Origin of the sequence: Salmonella sp. SJTUF14076, from assembly GCF_015534835.1 — a bacterium.
GTDB classification, from domain to species: domain Bacteria; phylum Pseudomonadota; class Gammaproteobacteria; order Enterobacterales; family Enterobacteriaceae; genus Salmonella; species Salmonella enterica.
In genome coordinates, this window is record NZ_CP064674.1 from 4,044,115 (window position 1) to 4,069,938 (window position 25,824).

Below are 25,824 nucleotides of genomic sequence, written 5' to 3' on the forward strand. Positions count from 1 at the left end.
GCTTAAATCTCCTTCAAGCGTTGCGTTTCTGTGGTTCCAGTTGTAACTGGACGTTCATTGAGCGAAGGAAACTCCAGGGTATCTGCTAATGCTGCAAGATCGCTTTCAGCTAAATCGGACGACCGTTCTTCTACGGCTGGACTGATGCTCATGACAAAGCGCACCGTCTCTTCGATGCCAGTATGGCGCAGATAATGTTTGAGTTTTTGGGTCGGATACCAGTCGGACTCTCCCGACAGACTGCTGTCTTCGGCCAGAAAGCCTTCCTCCTGCAGCAGTTGTATCCAGCGCGTTGCCATTTCTGTTTGCGAGCGAATACTCGAGACACGCCCTACCTTTTCGTCGTGAATACGGGGAATACGTTCTTCCTGCACAAACCTGGCCGCCATAAGTAGGCCATCTACGGTATCGTCACCCTCGGCCTTGCGCTGGGCAATCACCTGGTCGGCAACATTATTGAGCCTGGCTACCACCGAGGCGGCATTAATGGCGTTACTCTGACCGAATTCGACACGAACGGTGTCTGGAGTTGGAAACAAATCAGCCAGCAACGCAATCAGAGTTAAGCCTGCAAACAGGCGCTGTTCTTTCCGTTCCTTACCCTGTTGCTCAGCCATTGTTTCAGGTAGCAAGCGTTTGTTCAGCCAACCCAAAGATGGGGAAAATGGACCTCGGCCATCTGCAGCCAGTAATACCCCGTAGGTCTCATGAATCCCGAGATACCGCAATTTCATACCTGTCGCGACGCCACGGATAATCTCTGCGAACAGGGCATCACCTTGCAGATCAAGCGCACGTTGAATCAGCTCATCCCCCATTTTATATCCCAGTGAATTCATAATTGCCTGTGTGGCAATCTCGGCGTAGCGTTTCGCTTGTTGATGCGCGTTGTCGTACATAACTACTCCTCAAAGGGGTATAAGGGAGCGACCGTTAACAGTTTGACATTGTTAGCCCGCCAGAGCGTTGTTTCGATAGCGTCGTCTATCTCCACTTCTATTGCGGGATCGCTGTTAGCTGCCAGGCTGCCAATATGAAGTAAACAAATCTGTTGTTCTTGTTCGGATAATTCTTCGCACTCATAGGCGTCAAAAACATCTCTAAAGCTCACATGCCCCCAATTCTTCAATCGGTCACTAACCCAATCGCTGCATTTTTTAATGACAGATTCAGGAATACCTCGCAGGTTGGTTTCAATAGCTACAGGCTGATCAGTGGGGTCCTGTATCTCATGTGGAAGCGCCTGTTCAAATCTATCGAGATAAAGGTTCAGCAGCGCCTCAAGGTCAAACAGAATGTGCCGATCATCATCCTGTCTTCGGGGAGCCAACAGGCGTGCGGTGAGACCATCGATTTCCTTTTCGACAGTGTCGGGGGAATGAGACAGCAAGGGCTTGAGTGCACCTTTTTCCAGTGTTTCCCGGAAGAGGGTATTATCTCTGGGAATAATGAGTTTCAGACGAGCTCGCTCAAAATCTTTGTTAACATCAAGTAAGCAGTCTTGATAGCGCTGCGTAAAAGCGCAGACCTCAGCAAAAATCTCCTGTGCCCTACGTAGCTTATTTAATTTGTCGGGATTTAATTTCGAACTTCCTTCAACCAACATTTCGGTAATGGCCGACATTGAGTTCTGGATATGTTCCAAAACCTCTCGGGTTTTATCAAAGGAATCATTGAGTACGGGACGGATATCGTGTGCATAAGATGCACTCAAATCACCAGACTGGGCAGCACGCACTTTCATCCGCATCCCAATCAGATATTGCTCCAGTTGCCGCTGCGTTGATTGGATCTGGTGTACTGCCTTGTCGATCTCACCGCGACGGATGGTTTTAAGCGTGCGCCAGGCCAGAATCGCAGCGCGTTCTATCGGTGTTTCATCCAAACGGAGGGTATAGAACAGCATTCCTTCATCGGTCAGCGACCAGAGAATATCATCTGAGCCGGATAGCTGGTCATAGCGTACCAGACGGACTATCTGCTCTTCGGAATGCGTTCGTTGCGAGAAGTCGTAATAACTGAGACGGAAAGGGTCTTTGATCGCCGCAAAAATCTTGCTGGCAACTTGCGCGTAGTCGGACGCTTCTTGTCCCGGATAGGCTTCATTGAGGTGCCCAACCAGACATAGTTCCGCTTCTTTACGCGTCATACCTGGCTGGCGCTCGCGGTCAGCATAATAAAGCATGGCGTCAAAGAGATACATAATTGCCGCCAGTGCATCAAGCTCGAAGCCATCAAACGGATTGCGCTGTAGGGCGCTGTATATTGAATCCAGCGTCCGAACTACCAGCAACGCGTGAGATTGAATCGTCAGCTCGCGGCGTGCCATAGATTCATTACGAGCCTGCTCCAAAAACCCTAGTGACATAACATTCTCCCTCTGAGACGGAAGTCACTATAGTACTCCCCGCCCAATTAGGCAAAGAAACTTTGCTTAATTTTCTTTGATAACAATGTTATTTGTTTTGATGTCATTCGCCTTCTATACTTAGTTCGTATATCAAACCGCAATTGATTAACCTGCAAATAAGAATAAAACTGATATGTACTACTCAATGTTTCTTGAGAAACACAAATCCCCCCTCAGCCACGCACAATGGTTGCGCTTGCGCTATATTGAGCGCCAGCTACTGTGGGAACGAAAAGTCACTTCGCGCATGATTGCTGAAGAGTTTGGCGTCTCGGCGCAACAAGCTCGTACTGATGTAAGAACCTATATGGAGGTCGCTCCAGGCAATGCTATTGAGAAGGGGGCCGGCCGAAAAGGGTATTTCCCCAGTACGACGTTTTCGCCTGTTTTGCTGGGAGACAACGATCTGGTCTGGCGTGCGACGGTAGAATTTCAACCGCCGCAAGCGGCCCACGCGCAGGAAATCCCGCTCATCCATCGCGCAGTACATAGCCGCACGCTGTCAATTTTTTTGTCAGCAATCCAACAGGAGGGACAAGTACAAGTGACTTATGCGTCAATGGAAAACCCGGAAGGCACATCCCGTACACTAAGCCCTACGGTAATTATCACCGTTAACGGGCGCCAGCATGTACGAGCCTATGACTGGGGTAGTTCGACGTTTAAGGACTTTGTTTTGGCGCGATTTCTGGACTCGCCGGAACTGATTGTTCCTGCCCCCCCTCCTCCGCGCAAAGATACCGCGTGGGAGGTCGTGATCCCCGTACGTTTTATCGCCAATCCAACACTAAACAAAGCGCAACAAGAGGTAATTAAGCGGGACTACATACTTGAACCATCTGAATTCAGCATTCGTGCACCAATGATTTTTTATTTATGCCCTGAAAACAATCTGCCTAAAACAGATGATGAATATGCACAAGCTACTGACGCCAGCAGCCACGGCCCCTTTGTCTATCCTGTTCTAGCTGTGCACGCCCAAACAGGTGAGCCTATTCATAAGTACCGCCATGCAGGTGAGAGATAGACATTCTGTTTACTAATAATTTATAGCCATTTACTGTGACTGTTCCTGTATCAGAGATATGATGCAGGAATATAAAAAACCTGCCACCTATAAATTATGATTTTTAATTTCTGATTCAGTTGAATCCCCCATCCGCTCCATACGTGAAAATTATTTTTGATTTTCAAGCCCTAACCCCATTTCAGTATAGAGTTTTAAATTTACTGAAGTTCAATAAATAAGGTTACGTTTGAATTGCCCCACAGAACAGATAACTCATATACCACTTAAAACAACACCGCAAACTGATGAACCAAGATATTATTACTCACAGAGAAACGAAATAAGCCATAAGTATAAATTCATTTCTAATAGTGCATTACAGGGGCTATTAAAACCGCATTATCAAATCAAGCTAATAATTTTTTAATAAGGTAGAAAAAATGCTCATTAAGTTGCCCTGGAATACTTCCGCCAGAAATAAGCACCCTAGCTTCAATATTTTTTCCATAGCATACCCAGTAAGGTTTGCACTAGTGATAAAGCACTCCCGAGCAACAGCAACTTTTGCATGAACACATCTGCCATAATATTCATTATCTTTATTATTCTATATATAAAGTTTGGCTGAAGGAACCTGTATTCTCATCTTCTCAATGGTATCAAAATTTAAACCACCACATTTCTCTTGCGATAATTCAAGTAAAATTGAGATCATAACTCCGCGTTCATTTGCAGCATTTAATGCTTTCACTATCGTTGAAACATCATAAGCGACGAAGCTGGTTATAAACAGAGTGCGCTCAGCGGTACTAATAACTTGAAGCAAAGCCTGTTCAGTACAGTAAATAGACCCGTTTTAGTTCCATGCATTTTTTGAGATCCCGGCCAAATTTCTAAATTTCATTCTAGATTCCAATTTATAGCTATGCCCATGTTCATGGGTGGCTAACTCCCTGTTTATGTTCTCATAATGTTTGGCTAGAATGCGTAACGAAGCGAAACCGAGCTAAATATTAACAGTCCCGCTTGAACGATTTGTTATACTTATTTTTAATACACATAGTCGAAGTCAGGTTCAGTGAACAATTTGTCTTTTAATTCTGGCATCATTTGAAGTTGCTCACGCCAGTCATCCCAATTGAAAGTTTTATAAAACTTTGTGCCTTCCGACTGGGCGCTTACAGTTAGCTTCCTTCCAAAATTGTTGGCTGAGTAAAGTGCTGACTCTTTGATCTCTTTTAAGTAATTAAACTGACCATTTGAACCAATTGGGAACAATAGACTTTTAATGATTTCAAACTCACCGCCCGCTGTTTCATCGGAGCTGTTATCAACCACCAATTTCCTTGCTAAATCCAGGAGCATTCGCCCTTTAAGGGTTGGCAGCAAAATAACTGAGTTGTCTAGTCGTTTGACTAACCCCAATGCTGACAACATTGTCGTAACTTCTCTTATTGTACCTGTAGTTGAGTAACCTAGTCTTTCTTTAAATGTTGGGTTGTGGATTAATCCATTTTCTGTAATCTCATCAAGTACAGCGTATTTAAGACCAAATGGCCCTCCATGATTTGCAAAAACTCTAATATCAAAACTAGATAACCTCCCAAAGACAGTACCAAACAGCAAATCTTTGCATACTAGATGAGACATAAGATCTAACATTAACTTTTGTTCTGATAATTTGTCAGCGTCAAATTCACCAGGAAGGTAAATTATTCGTAACCCTTTTAACAGTGCACGGGTTTGTGAGTTTTTTTTATACTCTGAGATAACTTCATCGATTCGCATTCGGTGTTTGGTTGTATCTTTTGCAAAATAAACTTTCAGATACGATTCTTCTTCATGCAGCAAGGTCATCAGGTCTTTATGAATCCCCTCAGTATGCGACCATAAAACCTGTGACGATAAGACTCGATGAAAGTCTCTTTCTAACACACAGCTGTAGTCGAATTTCTTCCTTCCAGCTTCAAGAACTCCAAGCAACTTGGTACTTGCGTATCTTGATAAAACACTGTCCATTGCTTCTGCAATAAATTGATGCTCAGGTGATGCTGCCATGTTTCCTCAATATGTATAACGCCTCAATAACCGGCTCAGCTTTGATGCATCCGGTGCCGCAGGCGCGAAGTTGATTGAATTGTTAGGTGTAAACAATGAACTAGTTTCTCTTGATTTCGCTATTGAGATAGCTACTCATTTTGTCCGAGGTTAATGGCGCACTTAAAATAATACTGTCGGAAATGGAAATATGTTTCGGAATTAGATCTCGACATATGGATGGACTGACATTACCATCTAATCTCGGAACACCCGCCCCCAATGTTTCGCCCAATTCTTCAAGAAATGCTCTATCTCCCGAGTCAAAGCTTTCTACAACGGACTTAAATTCTAAGACATCAATAAATGCAACTGCCCGATCTTCGAAAGCTATATTTGGCACACACGCTCCCTACACCTAATAATTTAATAGAAGGGCTTATGCCCACAAGTCGAACACTTTTACGCCTTTTTCCTGAATTCAACTCATACCAAACTAACTCTCATACACCTCTATTTCAATAAATTTTTCTGATATTGGTAAATTTACGTGCAACGAAATTTGTACAGGCAGTACCCATGTTGTTCTTGAATTTACTCAAGCCGGATACATGGAAATTTATCCAGTGGTTTGATGCAATAAAATAAGTGAAGATCGTTCATTTACCACAAAGCCAAATGTCAGCTTTTGGCACGGAGCAGACATGACTCCTCAGTTACGAAGATTTACCATATCGTTGCTACGACCATTATGTAATACTCTTCCTGCATCCTCACTAATACTCCAGCAGCACCAATTGATATCTGGTAAATGAGCGATACATCATGCTTACCAAGCCAAGCATTACAGAGTTATCTACACCCGCCTTTAACGGATACTTTTCTGTAAATAATCCCATTTTAGAAAGTTCATAGACTCAGTTCAATATAACTAGCCCTGGGTCAAGAACAGTTCGCGCAGTAATGCGGTAGGATCTGTCTACCTCAGCACCGGACTGAATAATATACGCAGTCAGATCCAACCGTGTAAGTTCATGACGCGTGCGTAACCCCATCATCTCACGCCAAGTAATCCCCCCAGACGTATTCAGTTCGTTTTCTATCAACATCCGTTTAGCCGCAGGAATGACGTGTTCTTCCAGTTGCCGTAACGTATGTCGGTCGCTGACAACCAGCCATCCCCACCCCCTTGTGTGTGCCCATGCCCGACCCGCATTGGCTTTTGCACGGTTGACACTTAAGGCCATGCTGTCTGTAGGCTTAACTTCAACAAGGAGGCACCGGCCATCAACAGTCGCAACGAGCAGGTCCGGATAGTACTTTCGGAGTTTGTCTTTAAAACTGTACGGTATAGCAACGGGTTGTTCCTGATAAAAGGAAACCTGATCGCTACGCTCCAACTGCGTCATGATAGTAAGTTCAAGTCCGGACTCGTACTGGACGGTGCGTGCGAGCTTCTGTGAGTAAAAATGACCGGCGATATCCGAATCATTGACTATTCGCTGCGAAGAGAGATGTACTGCTGACGGTGGCGGAGCGATGACTTTGGGCCAGTCTGTATAGCTTAACCAGCCACTGATCTCAGATTCAACTCTCTCTTTCGCAGCTCGACTCCGGTTCAGCTCGCGTAACTTCGCCAACTTTGCCTTTTGTAGCAGTGAAATATCGGAGAAGAATCCCACAATTTCCTCTCTCTTAACCTTCTGAATACCCGCAGTGCAGAGAATAAACTTCGCGGCTAGTCCGGACGACGTCATAAAATCACGGTGAGCGATACGATGCACCCATATTGCTATTTCATACGAGGAATTGCTGACTGCGTTAATGAGCTTTTTAAGGGCAGCACCGGGGGTCCCCTCATAGCGAGATTTACCCGCTAGCCGCCTGAAGGCTCGTTCCTGAATTTGTCTCACTCTTTCACGGGAAACGCCGCATTTGGCAGCGATCTCAGCGAGTGTATAAGGATGCTCATCCGTGCCGAGACGCATGAGAAGAATATCCCGATCGCGTTCCTTAGATAAACTCTCCACAGCGGCACTTATCAGCATGATGACATCGGACTCACTGGCTACATAATCCAGAAATTCTGTACTGGGGACGAAACCTGTTATTTGCTTTTCATCTGGTGTTTTACCGCTCGCTCCCGACACCGCGGCACATGACGAAGCAGCTTGCTTACTCGCCCCTGTTTCCTGATTTTTCTCCGTTTTCTTTTCAGTGGCAGCAGACGGGCACAGGGCATTGATAAGACATGCCCACTCTTGATTTTGTGTGTCTTTGAAATAGCGCGCCAGATCACTAACCGAACTAATGTTGTTGTTCTGGCAAAATTCAGAGGGGAGCAAACGCTTAATCGCGCCGAGTATGCCTCCAGACGTACGCTGATGACGTCCGGCAAGCTCACTTAACTTGAGGCCCTGCTCGATTGCCAAGATCAGTTGCTGAAACTCTTCTTTACTCCACGGAGCTCCGTGGCGCGCTGGAAAGTTTTTGGTGGAGATTTCAGACATGGCTTTAGCTTAGTACTCCCTGTTTTCGTCCCAAATTGCCTCATTGTGAACGCATGACGTCCATTTACAGTGATAATGATAACAACTTCAGTCAGTAGTAGAAAACAGCCGCACCTGAGCTGCTCCCCATTTAACACATGCGATTCTTTTTAACGTCCGCATATGGCACTAAACCGCCCCCAGATCAACACTCTCCTCTGAACACCTCTTTCCTATGCCATTCCACAAACCGTTCACCCGGATAATTTTCTTTCATCTGCGGCAACGCGATCTCTTTCCCCGCAAAATCCCAGAACAGCCGCTGTACCACACCGCCACCATTCACCGCGTCGGAAGTCACCACGCACATATTTTCATCCAGACCAATCGAACCACGATCGAACGCTTTATGATGAATTGCGCACAACGCCAGGCCATTAGGTACTTCACAAGGACCATGATGCTGCTTCCATCTGATATGGGCTGCTTCAAGGGCTATAGGGGCGTTGTCGTGGCGCATATTGAAGCCGCAGACCGCACATTGATAAGTGTACGCTCGTAGCACCGCCTGGCGGAACTTCGGATCGCGTTGACGGAAAGAGGTGCGAATATCAAAATCCATCTCGTCAGCGATGTCTTCCTGAATACTGGTCGGAAAATGCGCCTCAAGGATCTGCTGCGCCAGCGTGTCGATTAGCTTACGTTTTTTTGTTACCAACGCGAAATTGACGGCATCAAACCCACCAACAACATTATATTCAATGAGTTCACGTTTAGGTGGCTGGCGGCTACCGCTGGTTGAGCAGAATTCCGCGTTTTGCAATTCCCAGAAACCATCGCCCTCAGACGCCAGAACGGCATATCCGGGCGCTGTTCACGGCGCTGTGGCCCATAGCGCTCCAGCAAATCCAGCAATTGCTCATGAATTTCAGAACCATAATCAAACAGGCGATCGTGACCCTGCCGATAGTGCGAGAGGACACCGATATTTATTACTGTCGGCTTTACAAGGTATCAATCGATGAAAGAAACCACGGCCTGTCATGATGTACTGCTCAACCACTATCAGGCCTGTCTGGATGATTATACTCGCCCGGCTATCCTTCATGGTCAGTGCCAGCCCGAGATTATCCGCTGGCATACGCTGACGATGGTGATCTGCACACTGCCCTGTAGTGAGCTTGCCGAGCTGCTGCTCCCTGAAGGCCTCCAGCGCGTTCTCAATATCCCGACAACAGCACCAATAACAGTGGCGCAGGACATCAACAAAAACCTGATGCCGTTACTACTGCCGGGTGTGCTGCTCAGTGAATGCAAGCGACTGGGGATGCGTCGCCTCAGCAACAAGCTACAGTCATTGTTTCAACAATTCAGGGGGCCAGGGCTCAGAGAGCGGTTAACGCTGTTGTGCTGGTCTGAATTGGCAACAGGCATCGATCACAACGAATGGAAGGAGTTGCACCGGTTATCCACGGAATCGCTGATATCGTGGACAGATCAAAAGCTACAGGAGTTCTGGGTGTTACAGCCACAAATTGAAGATTACATTGCTTTAATCTGATAGCGAGTATTGGCTGGGTGTCGTACCAAATGAGCTACGCCCATTCACACCGATAGCGCATCGGATAAATTGACTCCGTTCCACGCGGCATACAGACTTCTGATATGAATAAACCCGCCAGGACGGCGGGTTGGTTTTCAATAAAAATAGATCTGCGGCCGGTTCCCTGTGCGCCATAACAGGCCATCAGGGTCAGCTCCACGCAACACGCGAACCACGTTAATACGGTTTGCAGCACGACGTGGGCGTGTAGTCATTAGCCGCCTCCACCAGCCTGGCGATTTTGTTGCATCCCAGCGAGGTAGACTCGAAGTGTTGCGGTCACGGTAATGGATATAAGTAATCCCTTCACTGCTGAGATAGTTGATTCGATAATGTGGTAGCGGATTTCCATTCCGATCGCGATCTTTTCTGGTATTAAAATTGGACATAGGTAACTCCCGTTAAAGGTTGTTACCAATGCTCCTGTATATAACGCATATACCCTCTCAATCGGTGTAACGCAGGCGGGCTCTAACCTCCTGCCGGTTCATCCCATGATTTTTACGCTGATGCCCACACATCCAACAACTACACGAACAGGGAGTGTGGTAAACCATGCCAACATGCGTCGACGAACAACTTCCAGCATTATTATAATGCCTGCGGATTGCTTTCAAACGCCGCTCATGGTGGCGGCGCAGGGCGCGTGTACGTACCATTCTCGAAACTCCATCAATAACAGGGGCACAATGCCCTTGCTTATGAGTTCCGACCAATCGGTATAGCGATAACTACTGATAGGCATATGTAGGTTAAACTTTCTCCATATGACGTAACCTTTACCAATAAGCTCAGCCCATAAAAAATAAAACTAATTTAATATCAAAGAGATGGTGAACGATAAAGAATCGTTTTCAGATAATCATCCGTTGCAGTAAACTCCGGTGATTGTCCACTCAAAGCCTGCGTCAGAGGGATAATTTTTGTCCTGACCCCCATTCCCCTGGAATCAACGTAACCATAGTCGCGCAAGACTTCTATGATAATCGTATTACGCGGTGAGCGCTGGCCTGCCACCATCTTCTCAACGACATAGAGTTATTCAGCGCACCGGGGCTAATAACCTCGAATCGGTTATTATATAAACCGATTTCAATCTCAACAAAGCGTGTCCAGTCACGATGAGCCAGGGCATTTACAACGGTTTCACGAACAGCTTCTAACGGAGAATACTAGGTGGTTTCCCGACGCAAGTTCATATCGGGTTGAGAGGCCTCAGAAGTAATAAATGGCATGATGGTTGACATCAAACGCTCAATCAATCCTCCATCGATCAACGCTCTCCCAGCCTCTTCAGTATCAAAACGTCCCACCATTGGGCCATCCAGCATATCATCCAACAACGGCTGATATTCTTTGTATTCACTGGCGAAGGCAAAGACTCGGATACCCGATTGACGTAAATACTGACGTGGATGTTTACCAAAAAGCACTAACCCAGCAATCGTACAACAAATGTTTTCACCCGTTTGCGTCAGAAAACTCAATCCCAACAGCCGTTGTTGCCATTGTTCCGGTGTCTCCGGAATATCGGGATCATGCAAAATATTGCGCAGATAATTCAATAAACGGGCTTCATCCAGACAGGTAATATCGGTTCTCGGAACGGGCATTACCTCAGTATGTAACATACTGCTAATTTCAAACAAATGCATTTGCTGCTCGCGAGTTGCCAATCTGGACGTTGACCCCACACGAATGAAGATTTCTTCCCTCCCCTGATGGCGCACAACATAAGGTTTAGAAATCCCTTGTGGAAAGCTCACAATAACCACCGTAAGAGAATCATCCATTCGGACTTCTTCATAGAACGGCAAAAGCATTGGGTGAATTTTATCCTGCATTACGTTCATCACCCACTATTCCAGGTTCTGATGCTGAATTCCGGTAATGGTGCCATCATCCTCAACACCCAGCAGAACACATCCTCCCCAAAAGTTAGCCATCGCAACAACGTCTTTCGCCAGTTGTTCCGGGCGGACATCATCTCGCTTGAACTCCACTCCGGAGCTTTTCCCGTTAGCAATGATCTCCAGTAACTCGCTTTTAAGCATGGCAGGCTCCCGCGTCTCTGCTATTTAAACCCATATTTTCCCAGAAATGTGCGTTGACCACCGTCGAGATTATTCACCGTCAGGCGTTGGCTGGCTCTCCAACGAATAGATAAGTTCCTGTTGCTGAGGAACGCGCCCTTGGATTACAGCCGCAGATTGAAGATTATGTAGTGTTGAGCAGCTAGTGAGATTGGCAGGGCACGTCCTCTATGGGTAACGTCCACTCGCATTGACGAATCAGCAAATTTATTGGCTCAAGATACATCGCCTAAAGACGTTCAGCCATACCTTTATTGACGAGAAATATTTCAACCTACATCATATTGTTGAAATATCATTTAATCGCTTCCCAAATTAGCTACTCAGTCCACAGATCAGTAGAATATGATAACGTCCCGCCCCACAGTCTCTTTCATGAAGGTATAAAAAATGTATTCAGATCATCAACGTAGCTATCTGGCGCACTGGTTAACGTTAAGCGGCAAAGCCGAGGACTCACTGACGCAAACCATCGCCAGCGCGCGAGTTGATATGAATCCTCATCAGGTGGAAGCTGCGATGTTTGCGCTAGCATCTCCCTTATCGAATGGCGTTATCCTGGCCGATGAAGTTGGGTTAGGGAAAACCATAGAGGCCAGTCTGATTCTGGCGCAAAAATGGGCTGAACGACGCCGGAAGTTGTTGCTGATCGCCCCGGCAACGCTGCGTAAGCAGTGGAGCCAGGAACTGGAAGAGAAATTCTCACTGCCTTCACAAATTATTGAAGCGAAGATCTTCAATCAGATGGTGAAAGAGGGATGTGATAACCCTTTTGATATTGAAAATACGACCGGGGAAGCGGCGATCTGTATTTGTTCCTACGAGTTCGCCGCCCGTAAAGAACATGAACTGGCGCGTATCCCGTGGGATCTGGTTGTCATGGATGAAGCACATAAACTGCGTAATATCTACAAGAGTGATGGTGCTAAAACGGCTAAAAAACTCAGTAGCGCATTATCCGGCAGGAAGAAAATTCTGCTTTCCGCTACGCCGCTACAAAACAGCATTCTTGAACTTTACGGCCTGGTTTCCGTTATTGATCCTCATTTCTTCGGTGATCTGGCCTCGTTTAAGGCCCGTTATTCCCGGCAGAATATTGATGATGCAGAACTGGCGTTATTAAGGGTTCGTCTGAATAAGATCTGCAACCGCACACTTCGCCGACAGGTTCAGCAGGAAGGCGGGATCAGTTTTACCCGCCGCCACTCAATAACTGAAGACTTTCGCCCGACGGAAGATGAAGAAGCGCTCTATAAACAGGTTTCTTCTTATTTGCAGCGGGACGACTTGCTGGCGATCAAAAGTGGTGCGCGTCATCTGGTAACATTAGTCATCCGTAAAATTCTGGCTTCATCATCCACGGCAATCCAGGGAACGCTGGAAACGATGATCCACCGCCTTGAAAATAAAATGCCGGTGCTGGATGCGCTGACGGATTATGAAAATTACGACGATTACAGCGATGAAGAAGGCATTGATGACGAAGATACCATCGATCCTCAGGCGCTACAGGCCGAAATTGACCAGTTAAAGAGTTATAAGATTTTAGCGGCATCTATAACCAAAAACGCCAAGGCCGAAGCACTACTACGCGTCCTTGATCGGGCCTTTACCTTTACAGTTGAATTGGGCGGATTACGTAAGGCGGTCATTTTTACCGAGTCCGTACGTACTCAGACCTGGCTGGCGCAACTGCTGTCAGATAGTGGCTACGAGGGAGAAGTGGTCCTGCTCAACGGCAGCAATAGCGATGCCGCATCGAAGAAGATTTATAGCGACTGGCTGGAGAAACACCAGAACACTGGCCGAGTTTCCGGTTCTCGCACAGCGGATATGAAAGCAGCGCTGGTTGAAAAATTCAGAGATGAAGGCACTCTGATGATTTGTACCGAGGCTGGGGCAGAAGGTATCAACCTCCAGTTCTGTTCATTGTTAATCAATTATGATTTACCGTGGAATCCGCAGCGTGTGGAGCAACGCATCGGGCGCGTTCACCGTTACGGACAAAAACACGATGTCGTGGTGGTCAACTTCATTAATAAAGGCAATCGGGCCGATCAGCGTGTGTTTGAATTACTGAGCCAGAAGTTCCAGCTTTTTGAAGGCGTATTTGGCGCTTCCGATGACATTCTGGGGTCAATTGAATCAGGCGTCGACATTGAGCGGCGTATTCATGAAATATACCAACACTGCCGTTCCGATGAACAAATAGAACAGGAATTTAATCAGCTTCAGGATGAACTCAAAGATCAACTGGAAAATCGGGAGAATGAAACCCGGCGTTCGTTATTCGAGCATTTTGACGTTGATGTGGTTCGCAATCTGAAAACCCGACGTACAACGACCCTCGCGCAATTGAACGATTACCAAGAAAATCTGTTGCTGTTGGCGGAAATGTTTCTGGATGGATACGACGATTTTCAGCGCTCTGAAACAGGTTTCCGTTCTGGCGGAAAGTGTTTTGATGTTAGCTGGCCTATTGCGGATGAAAAGGATGCAGAATTCTTCCGGCCCACTCAAGGGTACGGAAAACAATTGATTGATGTTGCCCTGTATGAGGGCAGAGGCCTTCCTACGTCGCTAATTTGCCAGAAACTCCATTTCATCTATCAACCAAAAACAGGGCAACTGGCCGATGTGAAACTGTTCTGTGGGAAATCGGGACAGTTGTTGCTGGCAAAAGTTTGTATTGGGAACCAGGAGCAGCAACGAGAGAAACTACTGGCCGCCGCCGTCACGGATAACGGTGAGGTACTAGCAGAAGAAACGGTGTCCCGCCTGCTTCTCTTACCCTTGTCAGAGATAACCTCTATCGAAGAACAACCTTTATTGCCCGCTTTAACGGCACAACGTGAAGCTTTGCAGAATTCTTTTATCCAACAGGTCGAACGCGATAACGAACTTTATTACAATGAAGAAGTAGAAAAACTCGAACGCTGGTCAGAAGATCGGCGTATCGCACTGGACTTACGCATCAAGCAGTTAGATGCGGAAATCAAAGACGCGCGTAAAGCTGCCCGTCAGCTTCCTTCCCTGAAAGAGAAAATGGAAGCCAAACGCGCGCTAAAAGTACTGGAACGCGAGCGGGACAGTATCATGTTGCAGTACCATGATGAAAAGAAAAAAATCGAGCAGGAAGAAGATCGTCTGCTGGAAGAGGTCGAACAAAAGCTGGCGACAGAGATAACGTCCAGTCAATTATTCGCGGTGAGCTGGACGTTGAGTTCGCCTTCCGCATGAAGTGTTGTTGTTTCAGGAGTCAATAATGGCTAACGGTAAAGTATTAAGACAGCTGATAAAAGCGGGCGCAACCGGCGATACCGCCACTTTCCGTCGTGTTTCGGAAGCCATTATTGATGAAGAACGTCAGAAACAGCACCACCTTCTGGCTAACGATCTGGAACATATCCTTTACGGCGAGCATATTGTTCAGGCTTCGCGTTCGCCTGTGCTTCCTCCGGCACCGATAGATAAAGAGAGGGGGCTGCCGCTGCTGGATCTCCGACAGCCGCAGCGCAGCCTTGATGAAATGATCCTCCCAGCAACCAGTGCTACAGTGATTGATGAACTTCTTGAAGAACATCGACGCAGCGATGTACTGCATAGCTACGGGATGAAAGCGGCCAGTAAGATCATGTTTTTCGGGCCTCCGGGCTGCGGTAAAACGCTGGCAGCGGAGGTGATTGCTTTTGAACTGGATATGCCGCTAGCGATTGTTCGTATTGACGTTCTCGTGTCCTCTTTTCTGGGGGAAACCGCAGCCAATCTGCGTAAAATTTTCGATTTTATCGGCCAACACCAGTTGGTCGTGTTGTTCGATGAATTTGATGCAATCGGAAAAGAGCGAGGCGAGAGCGGTGAACACGGTGAATTACGCCGGGTCGTCAATGCTGTTCTGCAAATGATGGATGCCTATCAGGGCAAAAGCTTGATTCTGGCGGCCACTAACCACGAACATATTCTGGACAGTGCCATCTGGCGTCGTTTTGATGAGGTGATTGAATTTCCTCTGCCAGACCAGGCTCAATTACGCGAGTTGCTGGCGTTAAAGCTACGCGGTATTCGCCGCCAGTTTGAGCTAGACGATAACGAATTACTATCATTGCTTCACGGAAAAAGTGGTGCCGACATTGAACGTATTGTCCGTCGGGCAATCAAGCATATGATCTTGCGTCATCAGGAATTCCTGACGCTGAAAGACTTAAAAAACGCGACACAGCGAGAAAACGCCAGAACCCACCGATAAGGGACAGCCATGACGGCGAATTATCAGCATTTAACGATTACCAAAGCCCCCCTTCAGAATGATCGACGAACCCGTAGAATCAATATGCCTCGTATTCCCAGAGGTGATTTGCGCCAACACGGGCAAAGGCTACTGACTCAACTCCAGACCCTACGCCCAACACTGTCACAAGTGCCCGGCAGCGCTAATGACGGGCGCTATATCCTCAAGCTGAACTACAGCGGTACGATGAATTTTTCGGCCTTGATACATCACGGAGTGGAATTTATTAGCCAAGAAAACAAACAGGTGTGTGTGGTCTTTAGCGATGAGCAAGGCTTATCCACATTTGCAGAGCACCTGTCGTCTCTCGGTCTTGATACAGATCTCACTTACAAACAGATTCTGGAAGCACTTGACAGTATTGACGGCTGGTCGGCGGAAGATCGTAAAAGCTGGGCGCTCCGGCGCTATGGTTTCCCTGTAACGGAGCGCTTTCAACTGGATGTGGAACTTTGGCCTATCGAGGTTGCGCATCATTCCAAACGTATCGATCTGCATACCCGTTTTGAGCACTGGTTGCAGGAGCAGGGGATTTCCCGACGGGATAAAGTCAATCTGGATAGTTTATTGATATACCGGATAGAGGTCTCTCACTCACAGGCAGAGTTATTATTAGCTCATAGAGATGTCAGATTAGTTGATTTGCCGCCGTCCAGCGGTATTAGCTATCAACAGATTAACCGGGATATCAATACACTTCCGGCTCGTCTGATTTCACCCGCGGAAAATGCGGCCAAAATCTGCATTCTGGACAGCGGCATCAATACCAACCATCCGCTATTAAGTTCCGCCATTGCTGAAAGCGCCAGCTTTATTCCCGGTCAGGATGAGTTTGATCAAGAGGGGCATGGTACCGCCGTAGCGAGTATTGCGCTGTATGGCGATGTTGAAGCCTGCAACCAGAGCAATTTCTGGCAGCCGCAGTTATGGCTGTATAACGGAAAAGTGCTGAATGAGCAGGCTGAATTCAATGCCAAAACGATTGAAAGCACACTAACAGCCGCCGTCGCGTATTTTACCGATCTCGGTTGCCGTATTTTTAACCTATCACTGGGGAATGCTAATGCCCCCTATGACGGTAAACATGTGCGCGGTATGGCATATTTGCTAGATACGCTAGCGCGGCAATACAATGTGTTGTTTGTTGTCTCTACGGGGAACTTCTCTGGCAGTGATGAACCCCCAGTGCCACAGAATAGCTGGCGAGATGAATACCCCGATTATTTGTTGCATGAAGCCAGCATTATTATCGATCCGGCCCCTGCACTGAATATACTGACGGTGGGTAGTGTCGCCAGGCATAATGCGACCTCTGATGCACAACGTAGGCCCAATGATATTCAGCATCTCAGTCCGGCAACGGAAAACCAACCGTCGCCTTTTACCCGGCATGGCCCGTCAGTAAAAGGGGCGTTTAAACCAGACATTGTGGCACACGGTGGGAATTTTGCTTCAGACGTGCGGCAAGAAGGACAATGGCAACCACATATGCGTGGTCTGGGAGTACTTAGTTGCCATCATCAGTTTCAGGGCAATACCCTATTTAAAGAGCTCAGCGGCACTAGCTTTGCAGCACCATATATTACGCATCTGGCCGGGCGTTTGTTAAACGAGTATCCTGAAATGTCCGCCAATATGCTGAGGGCAATGCTTGTGAATCATGCATCAGTCACTCAGGAAATGACCCAAGCTTTCCCGCAGGAGATGAGAGAAAGCTTTAGAAACACACCCGCGACAAGAAACCGGGAAATTGAGCGTGACGTGGTGGGCTACGGTATTATTGACGAAGATACGCTATACCGTTCTTCAGAATATGTCGTGGTTATGCGGTGTGAAGAGCAGATAGAAAATAATGCTCATCAGTTTTTTGAGCTCCCCTTTCCGGCTTCTTTTTTACGTTCGCGGCGAGCAACGCGTGAAGTCCGCATCACGCTGGCTTATTCACCTGCGGTACGTACCACTCGGATGGATTACACCGCCACGCGGATCAATTTCAGGTTGGTTAAAGGTCGTTCATTAGATGAAGTGCAGGCCAGTTTTAATCACCAGACTCAGAATGAAACGGAAACCCGTTCCGATGATGCAACAGCTAACCGCAATATATCATCCCAACAGCGAGATCATGGTACGGTACAGTCGTCGGTATGGACTTTTCGCCAGCGTCACCCAGATGAAAAATGGTTTATCGTTGTTACCCGTCAGGACAGAGATTGGGGCGAAGCATTCAGTAGCGAGCAGGAGCCTTACGCACTGGTAGTGACCGCGACCGATCGCGATAATGAACAGGCGCAGCTTTATACACAAATTCAGGCGCAGATCCGTGAACAGGAACGCGCGCGAGCACGTATTGGATAAAAATAGATTATGTCAACGAAGCAAAAATTAGAACTTAACTGGATTGGTAAGCATAAGCGTCCTCGTTTGGAACCGCGTATTTTGCTTGAGGATAAGACGTTGTCTTATGGTGATGCGGATAATGAAAATCTGCTAATTCATGGTGATAACCTACTGGCGTTGAAGGCCCTTGAGCAGAAGTATGCAGGAAAGGTAAAGTGTATATTTATCGACCCTCCTTATAATACAGGAAGCGCATTTAAGTATTATGAAGATGGATTAGAACATTCGGTATGGCTCTGTTTGATTAGAGATAGGCTGGAAATCTTGCGCACATTACTATCTGAAGATGGTTCAATTTGGATCACAATAGATGACAATGAAGCGCATTATCTAAAAATTGTATGCGACGAAGTATTTGGAAGAAATAACTTTCAATGTGATATTGCTTGGGAAAAACGTTACGCTCCACCACCAGATACAAAAGGATTTGGTTATGTTCATGATCATTTATTGTGCTACAGAAAGAGTGAACAATTTCAACGTAATTACCTACCTATGACTGAAGATCAAACTGGGAGATATAAAAATCCCGATAATGATCCTAGAGGGCCATGGAAATCTGAAAATTATACTTGTAGATATACTGCAGATGAGCGGCCAAACTTATACTACCCAATAATCAATCCTCATACAGGAGAAGAGATATGGCCTAGCAAGACAAGAGTATGGGCTATGTCTAGAGGTGTAACAGAATCTAATTTGCGGGAAAATCGAATTTGGTGGGGAAAAAATGGGACAAATTCGAAACCGGCCCTAAAAAACTTCCTTTCAGAAGTGAACAAAGGAATGATGCCCATGTCACTTTGGAAACACACTCTCGCAGGCCACACACAAGAAGCGATGAAAGAAATGTTAGCTCTTTATGGTGATGAGCCGTTCACAACGCCTAAACCAGAAAGACTACTACATACCATACTTACAATCGCTACTAATAAAGGGGATCTTGTCCTCGACTCTTTCGCAGGGTCCGGGACTACTGGTGCAGTCGCTCACAAAATGGATCGCCGCTGGATCATGGTTGAGCTAGGCGAACATTGTAATACCCATATTGTACCTCGCCTTAAAAAAGTAATTAATGGAGAAGATCTAGGCGGTATTTCTAAATCTGTTAACTGGCAAGGTGGTGGTGGATTCCGCTACTTCCATTTAGCACCTTCATTACTGAAAAAAGATAACTGGGGTAACTGGGTAATTAATAAGGAATATAACGCCGAAATGCTGGCAGAAGCCATGTGTAAGCATATGAATTTTACCTATGCACCCAGCCAGACTCAGTACTGGAACCACGGTTACAGCACCGAAACTGACTACATCTACGTCACCACCGGCTCTTTGGCTTATGAACAACTTAAAGTTCTGAGTGAAGAGGTGGGAACTGAACGCACATTACTGATCTGCTGCAAAGCCTTTATGACCGAAGGTGCAGACTTCCCTAACCTGACGCTGGTAAAAATTCCGCGCGCTATTCTAAGCAAATGTGAATGGGATCATGATGACTATAGCTTTACGCTAAACGTTCTCTCTGATTCGGAACAGCCTGACGATATTGACTACGACGAAAACATTGAAGACGAAGAATCATTATGAGCCAGAATAACGCCATAAAAATTGCCAATCGGATTAGCGCCCGGCTGTCACTGCGTGATCCGCAGGATGAATCATTGCGCATCTTATGCGACGTGCTGGAACAACTCGATCTCAGTAAAGATCCCGATCTTAATCGCTGGCTGGCGGTGCTGCATCAGCAATACCCAACGGTAAAAGGGTTTGAACGCGCCTTTCCTTCACTCTGCTTTGCACTGGCTACTGGCGTAGGTAAAACGCGCTTAATGGGGGCGATGATTGCCTGGTTATACCTAACCGGACGCAGCCGCCATTTTTTCGTATTGGCTCCTAACCTGACCATCTATGAAAAACTCAAGATGGATTTTTTACCCGGATCGCCAAAATACGTTTTTCAGGGGATTCCTGAACTGGCGCAAACACCACCAGTATTAATCACTGGTGATAACTATCAGGAAGGACGAGGCGTCCGTCTGGACTATGCAGTTGCCGAAAGCAAAACGGGCGATCTTTTTGGTAATGAAACTGCTCCACACATTAATATTTTCAATATTTCTAAAATTAACGCACTGGATAATGCTAAAGGAGCCGCTAAATCTAAAGTCGCTAAAATCCGGCGTATTCAGGAGTACGTGGGCGAGTCTTATTTCAGCTATCTGGCGAACCTGCCGGATTTAGTCGTTTTGATGGATGAAGCTCACCGTTACTATGCCAGTGCTGGTGCGCAGGCGCTTAACGATCTGAATCCAGTGCTGGGTATTGAATTAACCGCCACGCCGAAAACGGTAGGGGCAACCCCGCGTGATTTTAAAAATATTATTTACCACTATCCTCTTTCGCGAGCCTTGAAAGACGGATATGTCAAAATCCCAGCGGTTGCTACGCGCAAAGACTTCCGGGCAGCGAATTACTCCGAAGAACAGCTAGAAAAAATCAAGCTGGAGGACGGTATCCACCACCATGAATATGTGAAAACGGAACTAACTAGCTACGCCAATAATACAGGCAACAAGCTGGTTAAACCTTTTATGTTAGTCGTTGCACAGGATACCGATCACGCCGACAGGTTAAAAGCCCGTATTGAAAGCGACGATTTCTTTAACGGCGCATACAAAGGCAAAGCGATCACCGTTCATTCTAACCAGACGGGTGAAGAATCGGAAGAAACCATGCAGCGACTTTTGGCCGTTGAGCATGACAAGGACACTGAAATAGTCATTCATGTTAATAAGTTAAAAGAGGGCTGGGACGTTACTAACCTATATACTATTGTTCCATTACGTGCTTCTGCCTCTGAAATTCTTACGGAGCAGACCATAGGCCGAGGATTGCGCCTCCCCTACGGCAAAAGAAGCGGCGTTGAGGCCGTCGATCGCCTGACGATCATCGCTCACGATCGTTTTCAGGAGATTATCGATCGCGCCAATAATGATGATTCGATTATCAAGAAAGTGCTTTATATTGGGCTGGATGATGATGAAAACGGTATTCCAGAAGTAAAACCACAACAAATTGTCGTGCCATCAATGGCTGAATTTCTATTGGGAAATCAAGTTATTGATAACAGTGGCTTGCAGGCTTGTGAGCCACAAGCAATATATCAAACGAACTCCGTATCGAAACCAGTGCTTACTACGGAAACAGAACGTAAAGTCGCCGAACTCACGTTTAAAGTGGTGTCAGAAGAAGCTAAACGGTTAACCAGCAGTCAGCAACTGAGTATGCCAGAGGTGAAGGCTAACGTAACTAGACGGGTACAACAAGCCTTACGTGAATGGGAAGTAGCTCAACATCAAATTTCATCATCTCCGGATCAACTCGATCTGGCAGAAATGATTGAAGAGCAAGTTGAACAGCCGAACTTCCCTTCCATGGAAGACGCAAAAGTTCAGGAGTTGGTTGGGACTATTACCGAAAAGCTGGTGGAATACACCATCGATATTCCCCGGATCGTGGTGTTGCCGGAACGAGACGTCAATTACGGATTTAATGATTTCAATCTCTCCGGACTGGATCGCATTGCTCTCAAACCCGGCAGTAAAGAGCTTTTGCTGACGCATCTGGAGAATAACGAACAGCGCACAATTAGCTGGCAGGAAGGTGGGGAAACGGAAGAACGGCTAGAAAACTATCTCATTCGTTATCTGCTCGACCACGATGAAATTGACTACGATGAACACGCTGACACGCTTTATAAACTGGCCGGACAGATGGTGAGCCATTTGTGCAGTTACCAGCCGCAGGAAGATGCAGAATCCGTCCTGAAAAATGCGGGCCGTCAACTGGCAGAATTTATGTGGGCGCAAATTAAACAAAATATGTGGACAACGCCAACGGGCTATACCGGGCGTGTGACTCAGGGTTTTGACGTGATACACCCAGCTACATTCAATTTTGCCGGAAATGAAAAGCCAAGAGACTTCCGTGTCGCGATTCCCGGAGGGGAAAAAAATAAAGTTCGCCAAATGATTTTCACTGGCTTCACAAAATGCTGTTATCCCTATCAGAAATTTGATTCCGTAGACGGAGAGCTTCGTCTGGCGCAAATACTGGAGAATGATCCTTCAGTAATTCGTTGGATGAAACCTCGCCCCGGTCAGTTCCGTATCGAATATGCTAATGGTAAAAACTATGAACCTGATTTTGTTGTCGAAATGGATACTGGTTATTGCCTAATCGAGCCCAAAAAAGCGACAGAAATCGACACTCCAGAAGTACAGGCCAAAACACGAGCGGCTATCCGTTGGTGTGAGTTCGCCAATCAAAATGCAGATCAGCTTACAGGGAAAACGTGGCGATACGCGCTTATCCCTCATGATGAAATTGAGTTAAGCCGTTCAATTTCTGGGCTAATGGCTGATTTTATGCTGTCAATTAATTGACAGCATAAAGTGGGTTCAGAAAAGCGATCCCTTCTGGACCCAGCTAACAAAAACATATTAGAACAAATAGTTAGTATATTTTCCTGCAACAAAAAATGATCTTATTGCAGCCATATTTTTTGTCCATCGGCTTTGTATCCACCGGATAAAATTCTGATAACAACGGTAAAAAAATACAACGACCAACCAGCCCGATAAGGGCTGGTTGGTCATTTTAATTTAAACATCAACCACGAAACAACGGCACTCGTCTCACTCACCATGCCCCTGGTTGATCTTCGCATAGTCAAATGGCGTGATCCCTTTCTCCCGATTCGCATCCAGGAAATCAGCCCACCATTGCAGCATCAGTTTACGTTCGTCGATAAACTCCGCCTTATGGATATACGCTGCCCGCACTGAGTTACGTTCCATATGGCTCATCTGTCGTTCTACCGCATCCTTTGACCATAACCCTGACTCAATCAATGAGCTACAAGCCATCGTGCGGAAGCCGTGACCACAAACCTCAACCTTGGTGTCATACCCCATCACCCGTAGTGCACTGTTCACCGTGTTTTCACTCATCGGCTTACGCGGATCGTGATCGCCAATAAAAATCAGTTCATGCTTGCCACAGAACTGCTTTATCTGTTTCAGGATCGCCAGTGCTTGCTTAGAAAGCGGCACCAAATGCGGTGTATGCATCTTTGATCCTCGGTGAGAATGCTTAACGTCAGGGATAGGTTCTCTCTCTGGTGGAATCGTCCACATTGACGTGTCAAAATCAATCTCTGACCAACGAGCAAAACGCAGTTCACTGGAACGAATAAAGATAAGCAGGGTAAGTTCGGTTGCCCAACGGGTTAATGGTCTTCCGGTATAGCCATCTATTTTCTGAAGCAGTTCTGGAATACGCTTTAGCTCCAGAGCCGGACGATGTTGTCGATTGCCAGAAGCAACCGCTCCTGCCATCTCCTGAGCCGGGTTATAATCAATTAACCCACTTTGCACCGCATAACGCATGATGGCCGTAGTGCGCTGTTGAAGACGGGCAGCAATCTCAAGACGTCCAGACATCTCTACGGCTTTAATGGGCGCTAATAAATCGCGAGTTTTTAACTCAGCGATATTACGCTCACCAAGCGCTGCAAAGAGATTATCTTCCAGACTTTTTAGCACTCGATGGGCGTGATCTTCAGACCACTTTTGATTGGTGCCATGCCACTCGATCGCCACCTCTTTGAAGGTCCGTGCTTTACTCTGTTCAACCTTATCATTTTTCTTTTTGTCTCCCGGATCGACGCCATTCGCTAGCAGCTTACGCGCTTCGTCACGACGCGCTCTGGCATCCGCCAGTATGATTTCAGGGTAAACCCCAAGTGCCAACATCTTTTGCTTGCCGTCATAACGGTACTGCAAATGCCAGTACTTAGAACCATTTGGATGGACAAGAAGGTGCATACCGCTGCCATCGGTCAGTTTGTATTGCTTATCCGTTGGCTTGGCTGTTCTGACCTTGATATCTGTTAACGCCATGCTTATCCCCTCCATGTTGGTACAAGCATTATCGAACCGGAAATACCATCATCTGTACCAACATCTGTTGGTAGGTGTACGTTGAAGTCGGTTGACCTTGAGAGAGTTACTACAGCGGGAAAGGTAGGTAAATACTGGATTTTAGAAATAAAAAAAGACCTCAGTTGAGGTCCATTTACATGCTTTTGGTGCCGAAGGCCGGACTCGAACCGGCACGTATTTCTACGGTTGATTTTGAATCAACTGCGTCTACCGATTTCGCCACTTCGGCACTGAAGAGGTATGCGGAAAACGTTGTGGATTATACCTGTCATACGCCGCCATGCAAGCACGAGCATACACCTGTACCGCTAAGTGCTGAAAATTTCAGCAGCGTTGAGTATTAAATAGAATAATCAGGCTACTTCCCGCCTTCTCCAGCAGATTAACGTCGGGCGTCCCTTGCCTCCATGCTCTACACTTTTCAGTTCAACACCACATTAAGGGAAGCACAATGACGATAATAAAAAGCTATGCCGCCAAAGAGGCGGGCGGCGAACTCGAACTCTATGAATATGACGCGGGAGAACTCCAACCGGAAGATGTCGAGGTACGGGTCGACTACTGCGGGATCTGCCATTCCGATCTGTCAATGATCGACAATGAATGGGGGTTCTCTCAATACCCTCTGGTTGCCGGACATGAGGTCATCGGTCGGGTGGCCGCGCTCGGCAGCGCGGCACAGGATAAGGGGCTAAAAGTCGGCCAGCGCGTTGGAATCGGCTGGACGGCGCGCAGCTGCGGACACTGCGATGCCTGTATCAGCGGCAATCAAATTAACTGCCTGGAAGGCGCAGTGCCCACTATCCTCAATCGTGGCGGTTTTGCCGAGAAGCTTCGCGCAGGCTGGCAGTGGGTAATTCCTCTTCCGGAGAATATGGATATGGCGTCCGCAGGCCCGCTGTTATGTGGCGGCATTACGGTCTTTAAACCGCTATTGATGCATCACATTACTGCTACCAGCCGCGTTGGCGTCATCGGTATCGGCGGTCTGGGGCATATCGCCATAAAGCTGTTACACGCAATGGGCTGCGAAGTCACCGCGTTCAGCTCAAATCCATCGAAAGAGCAGGAAGTGCTGGCGATGGGGGCCAATAACGTGGTGAACAGCCGCGATCCGGAAGCGTTAAAAGCACTGGCGGGCCAGTTCGATCTCATTATTAACACGGTCAACGTCGATCTCGACTGGCAGCCCTACTTCGAAGCGCTGACCTATGGCGGCAACTTCCATACCGTTGGGGCCGTATTGAAGCCGCTGCCCGTACCGGCGTTTACATTAATTGCCGGCGATCGCAGTATCTCAGGCTCGGCAACCGGAACGCCATATGAACTTCGCAAACTGATGAAATTCGCCGGTCGCAGCAAAGTCGCGCCCACCACGGAACTGTTCGCAATGTCACAAATCAACGAGGCTATTCAGCACGTTCGCGACGGCAAAGCCCGCTATCGTGTAGTGCTAAAAGCTGACTTCTGACCGCCTGACTCAGCGCTTTGAC

The 25,824-nt window shown here is 47.0% G+C and carries 17 protein-coding genes, 1 tRNA gene and 1 pseudogene; 8 read left to right on the forward strand and 11 right to left on the reverse strand.

Features of this window, described 5'->3' with window-relative positions; genetic code table 11:
* Positions 1-2 precede the first annotated feature (2 nt).
* Together HU143_RS19545 and HU143_RS19550 are read right to left on the reverse strand one after the other, a co-directional pair.
* On the reverse strand, positions 3-899 hold the full coding sequence (locus tag HU143_RS19545; RefSeq protein WP_023227002.1) for a hypothetical protein: 897 nt from the start codon (positions 897-899) through the stop codon (positions 3-5).
* 2 nt (positions 900-901) lie between these two features.
* Positions 902-2,368 carry a hypothetical protein gene (locus HU143_RS19550; protein WP_023227001.1) on the reverse strand — a complete coding sequence of 489 codons (1,467 nt, stop codon included), beginning with the start codon at positions 2,366-2,368 and terminating at the stop codon, positions 902-904.
* A 175-nt stretch (positions 2,369-2,543) separates the two neighbouring features.
* Between HU143_RS19550 and HU143_RS19555 the strand changes: the two genes are divergently transcribed.
* Positions 2,544-3,437 (forward strand): WYL domain-containing protein, encoded by an 894-nt coding sequence (locus HU143_RS19555; protein WP_023227000.1) that lies wholly within the window; start codon positions 2,544-2,546, stop codon positions 3,435-3,437.
* A 1,032-nt stretch (positions 3,438-4,469) separates the two neighbouring features.
* Here HU143_RS19555 and HU143_RS19560 read toward each other — a convergent pair.
* The 4 genes and pseudogenes from HU143_RS19560 to HU143_RS19575 all read right to left on the reverse strand — a co-directional run.
* Positions 4,470-5,477, reverse strand: coding sequence for a hypothetical protein (locus HU143_RS19560; protein WP_023226999.1), 1,008 nt, complete (start codon positions 5,475-5,477; stop codon positions 4,470-4,472).
* 100 nt (positions 5,478-5,577) lie between these two features.
* Positions 5,578-5,859: a hypothetical protein gene (locus HU143_RS19565; RefSeq protein WP_129407037.1), complete on the reverse strand. Its 282-nt coding sequence runs from the start codon at positions 5,857-5,859 to the stop codon at positions 5,578-5,580.
* Between the two features lie 514 nt (positions 5,860-6,373).
* On the reverse strand, positions 6,374-7,966 hold the full coding sequence (locus HU143_RS19570) for a sigma factor-like helix-turn-helix DNA-binding protein (protein WP_023226998.1): 1,593 nt from the start codon (positions 7,964-7,966) through the stop codon (positions 6,374-6,376).
* A gap of 184 nt (positions 7,967-8,150) precedes the next feature.
* A pseudogene (locus HU143_RS19575) lies at positions 8,151-8,929 on the reverse strand (phosphorothioated DNA-binding restriction endonuclease); the annotation flags it as partial.
* Positions 8,930-8,966: 37 nt separating this feature from the next.
* Here HU143_RS19575 and HU143_RS19580 point away from each other — a divergent pair.
* On the forward strand, positions 8,967-9,506 hold the full coding sequence (locus tag HU143_RS19580) for a hypothetical protein (RefSeq protein WP_023226996.1): 540 nt from the start codon (positions 8,967-8,969) through the stop codon (positions 9,504-9,506).
* 864 nt (positions 9,507-10,370) lie between these two features.
* Here HU143_RS19580 and HU143_RS24635 read toward each other — a convergent pair.
* The 3 genes from HU143_RS24635 to HU143_RS24645 all read right to left on the reverse strand — a co-directional run bounded on the left by HU143_RS24635 (position 10,371) and on the right by HU143_RS24645 (position 11,602).
* Positions 10,371-10,568: an ATP-binding protein gene (locus HU143_RS24635; RefSeq protein WP_223228914.1), complete on the reverse strand. Its 198-nt coding sequence runs from the start codon at positions 10,566-10,568 to the stop codon at positions 10,371-10,373.
* Between the two features lie 152 nt (positions 10,569-10,720).
* Entirely contained in the window at positions 10,721-11,401 is a 681-nt protein-coding gene (locus HU143_RS24640; protein WP_223228913.1) for a helix-turn-helix domain-containing protein, read from the reverse strand.
* A gap of 6 nt (positions 11,402-11,407) precedes the next feature.
* Positions 11,408-11,602 (reverse strand): helix-turn-helix domain-containing protein, encoded by a 195-nt coding sequence (locus tag HU143_RS24645; RefSeq protein WP_071787779.1) that lies wholly within the window; start codon positions 11,600-11,602, stop codon positions 11,408-11,410.
* A 429-nt stretch (positions 11,603-12,031) separates the two neighbouring features.
* On the opposite strand from HU143_RS24645, the gene HU143_RS19590 reads away from it, so the two are divergent.
* From HU143_RS19590 to HU143_RS19610, 5 genes are read left to right on the forward strand one after another with little or no spacing between them, the layout of a single operon-like run.
* The gene (locus tag HU143_RS19590) at positions 12,032-14,881 is read left to right on the forward strand and encodes an SNF2-related protein (RefSeq protein ID WP_023226995.1); all 2,850 of its coding nucleotides are present in this window, start codon (positions 12,032-12,034) and stop codon (positions 14,879-14,881) included.
* 25 nt (positions 14,882-14,906) lie between these two features.
* Positions 14,907-15,887: an AAA family ATPase gene (locus HU143_RS19595; protein WP_023226994.1), complete on the forward strand. Its 981-nt coding sequence runs from the start codon at positions 14,907-14,909 to the stop codon at positions 15,885-15,887.
* Positions 15,888-15,896: 9 nt separating this feature from the next.
* Positions 15,897-18,284, forward strand: coding sequence for a S8 family peptidase (locus HU143_RS19600; RefSeq protein ID WP_024148175.1), 2,388 nt, complete (start codon positions 15,897-15,899; stop codon positions 18,282-18,284).
* 9 nt (positions 18,285-18,293) lie between these two features.
* Positions 18,294-19,913 (forward strand): site-specific DNA-methyltransferase, encoded by a 1,620-nt coding sequence (locus HU143_RS19605; RefSeq protein ID WP_024148174.1) that lies wholly within the window; start codon positions 18,294-18,296, stop codon positions 19,911-19,913.
* Complete coding sequence (locus HU143_RS19610) at positions 19,910-22,771, forward strand: DEAD/DEAH box helicase (protein WP_023226991.1); 2,862 nt, start codon at positions 19,910-19,912, stop codon at positions 22,769-22,771. Before HU143_RS19605 ends, HU143_RS19610 begins: the two co-directional genes overlap by 4 nt.
* Before the next feature lie 252 nt (positions 22,772-23,023).
* Here HU143_RS19610 and HU143_RS19615 read toward each other — a convergent pair whose 3' ends face one another.
* Complete coding sequence (locus HU143_RS19615; protein WP_023226990.1) at positions 23,024-24,289, reverse strand: tyrosine-type recombinase/integrase; 1,266 nt, start codon at positions 24,287-24,289, stop codon at positions 23,024-23,026.
* Positions 24,290-24,475: 186 nt separating this feature from the next.
* Positions 24,476-24,560 (reverse strand) — tRNA-Leu (locus HU143_RS19620).
* A 222-nt stretch (positions 24,561-24,782) separates the two neighbouring features.
* On the opposite strand from HU143_RS19620, the gene ahr reads away from it, so the two are divergent.
* Positions 24,783-25,802, forward strand: a complete 1,020-nt coding sequence (ahr, locus tag HU143_RS19625) for an NADPH-dependent aldehyde reductase Ahr (protein WP_000152558.1) — start codon at positions 24,783-24,785, stop codon at positions 25,800-25,802.
* Positions 25,803-25,824: the final 22 nt, after the last annotated feature.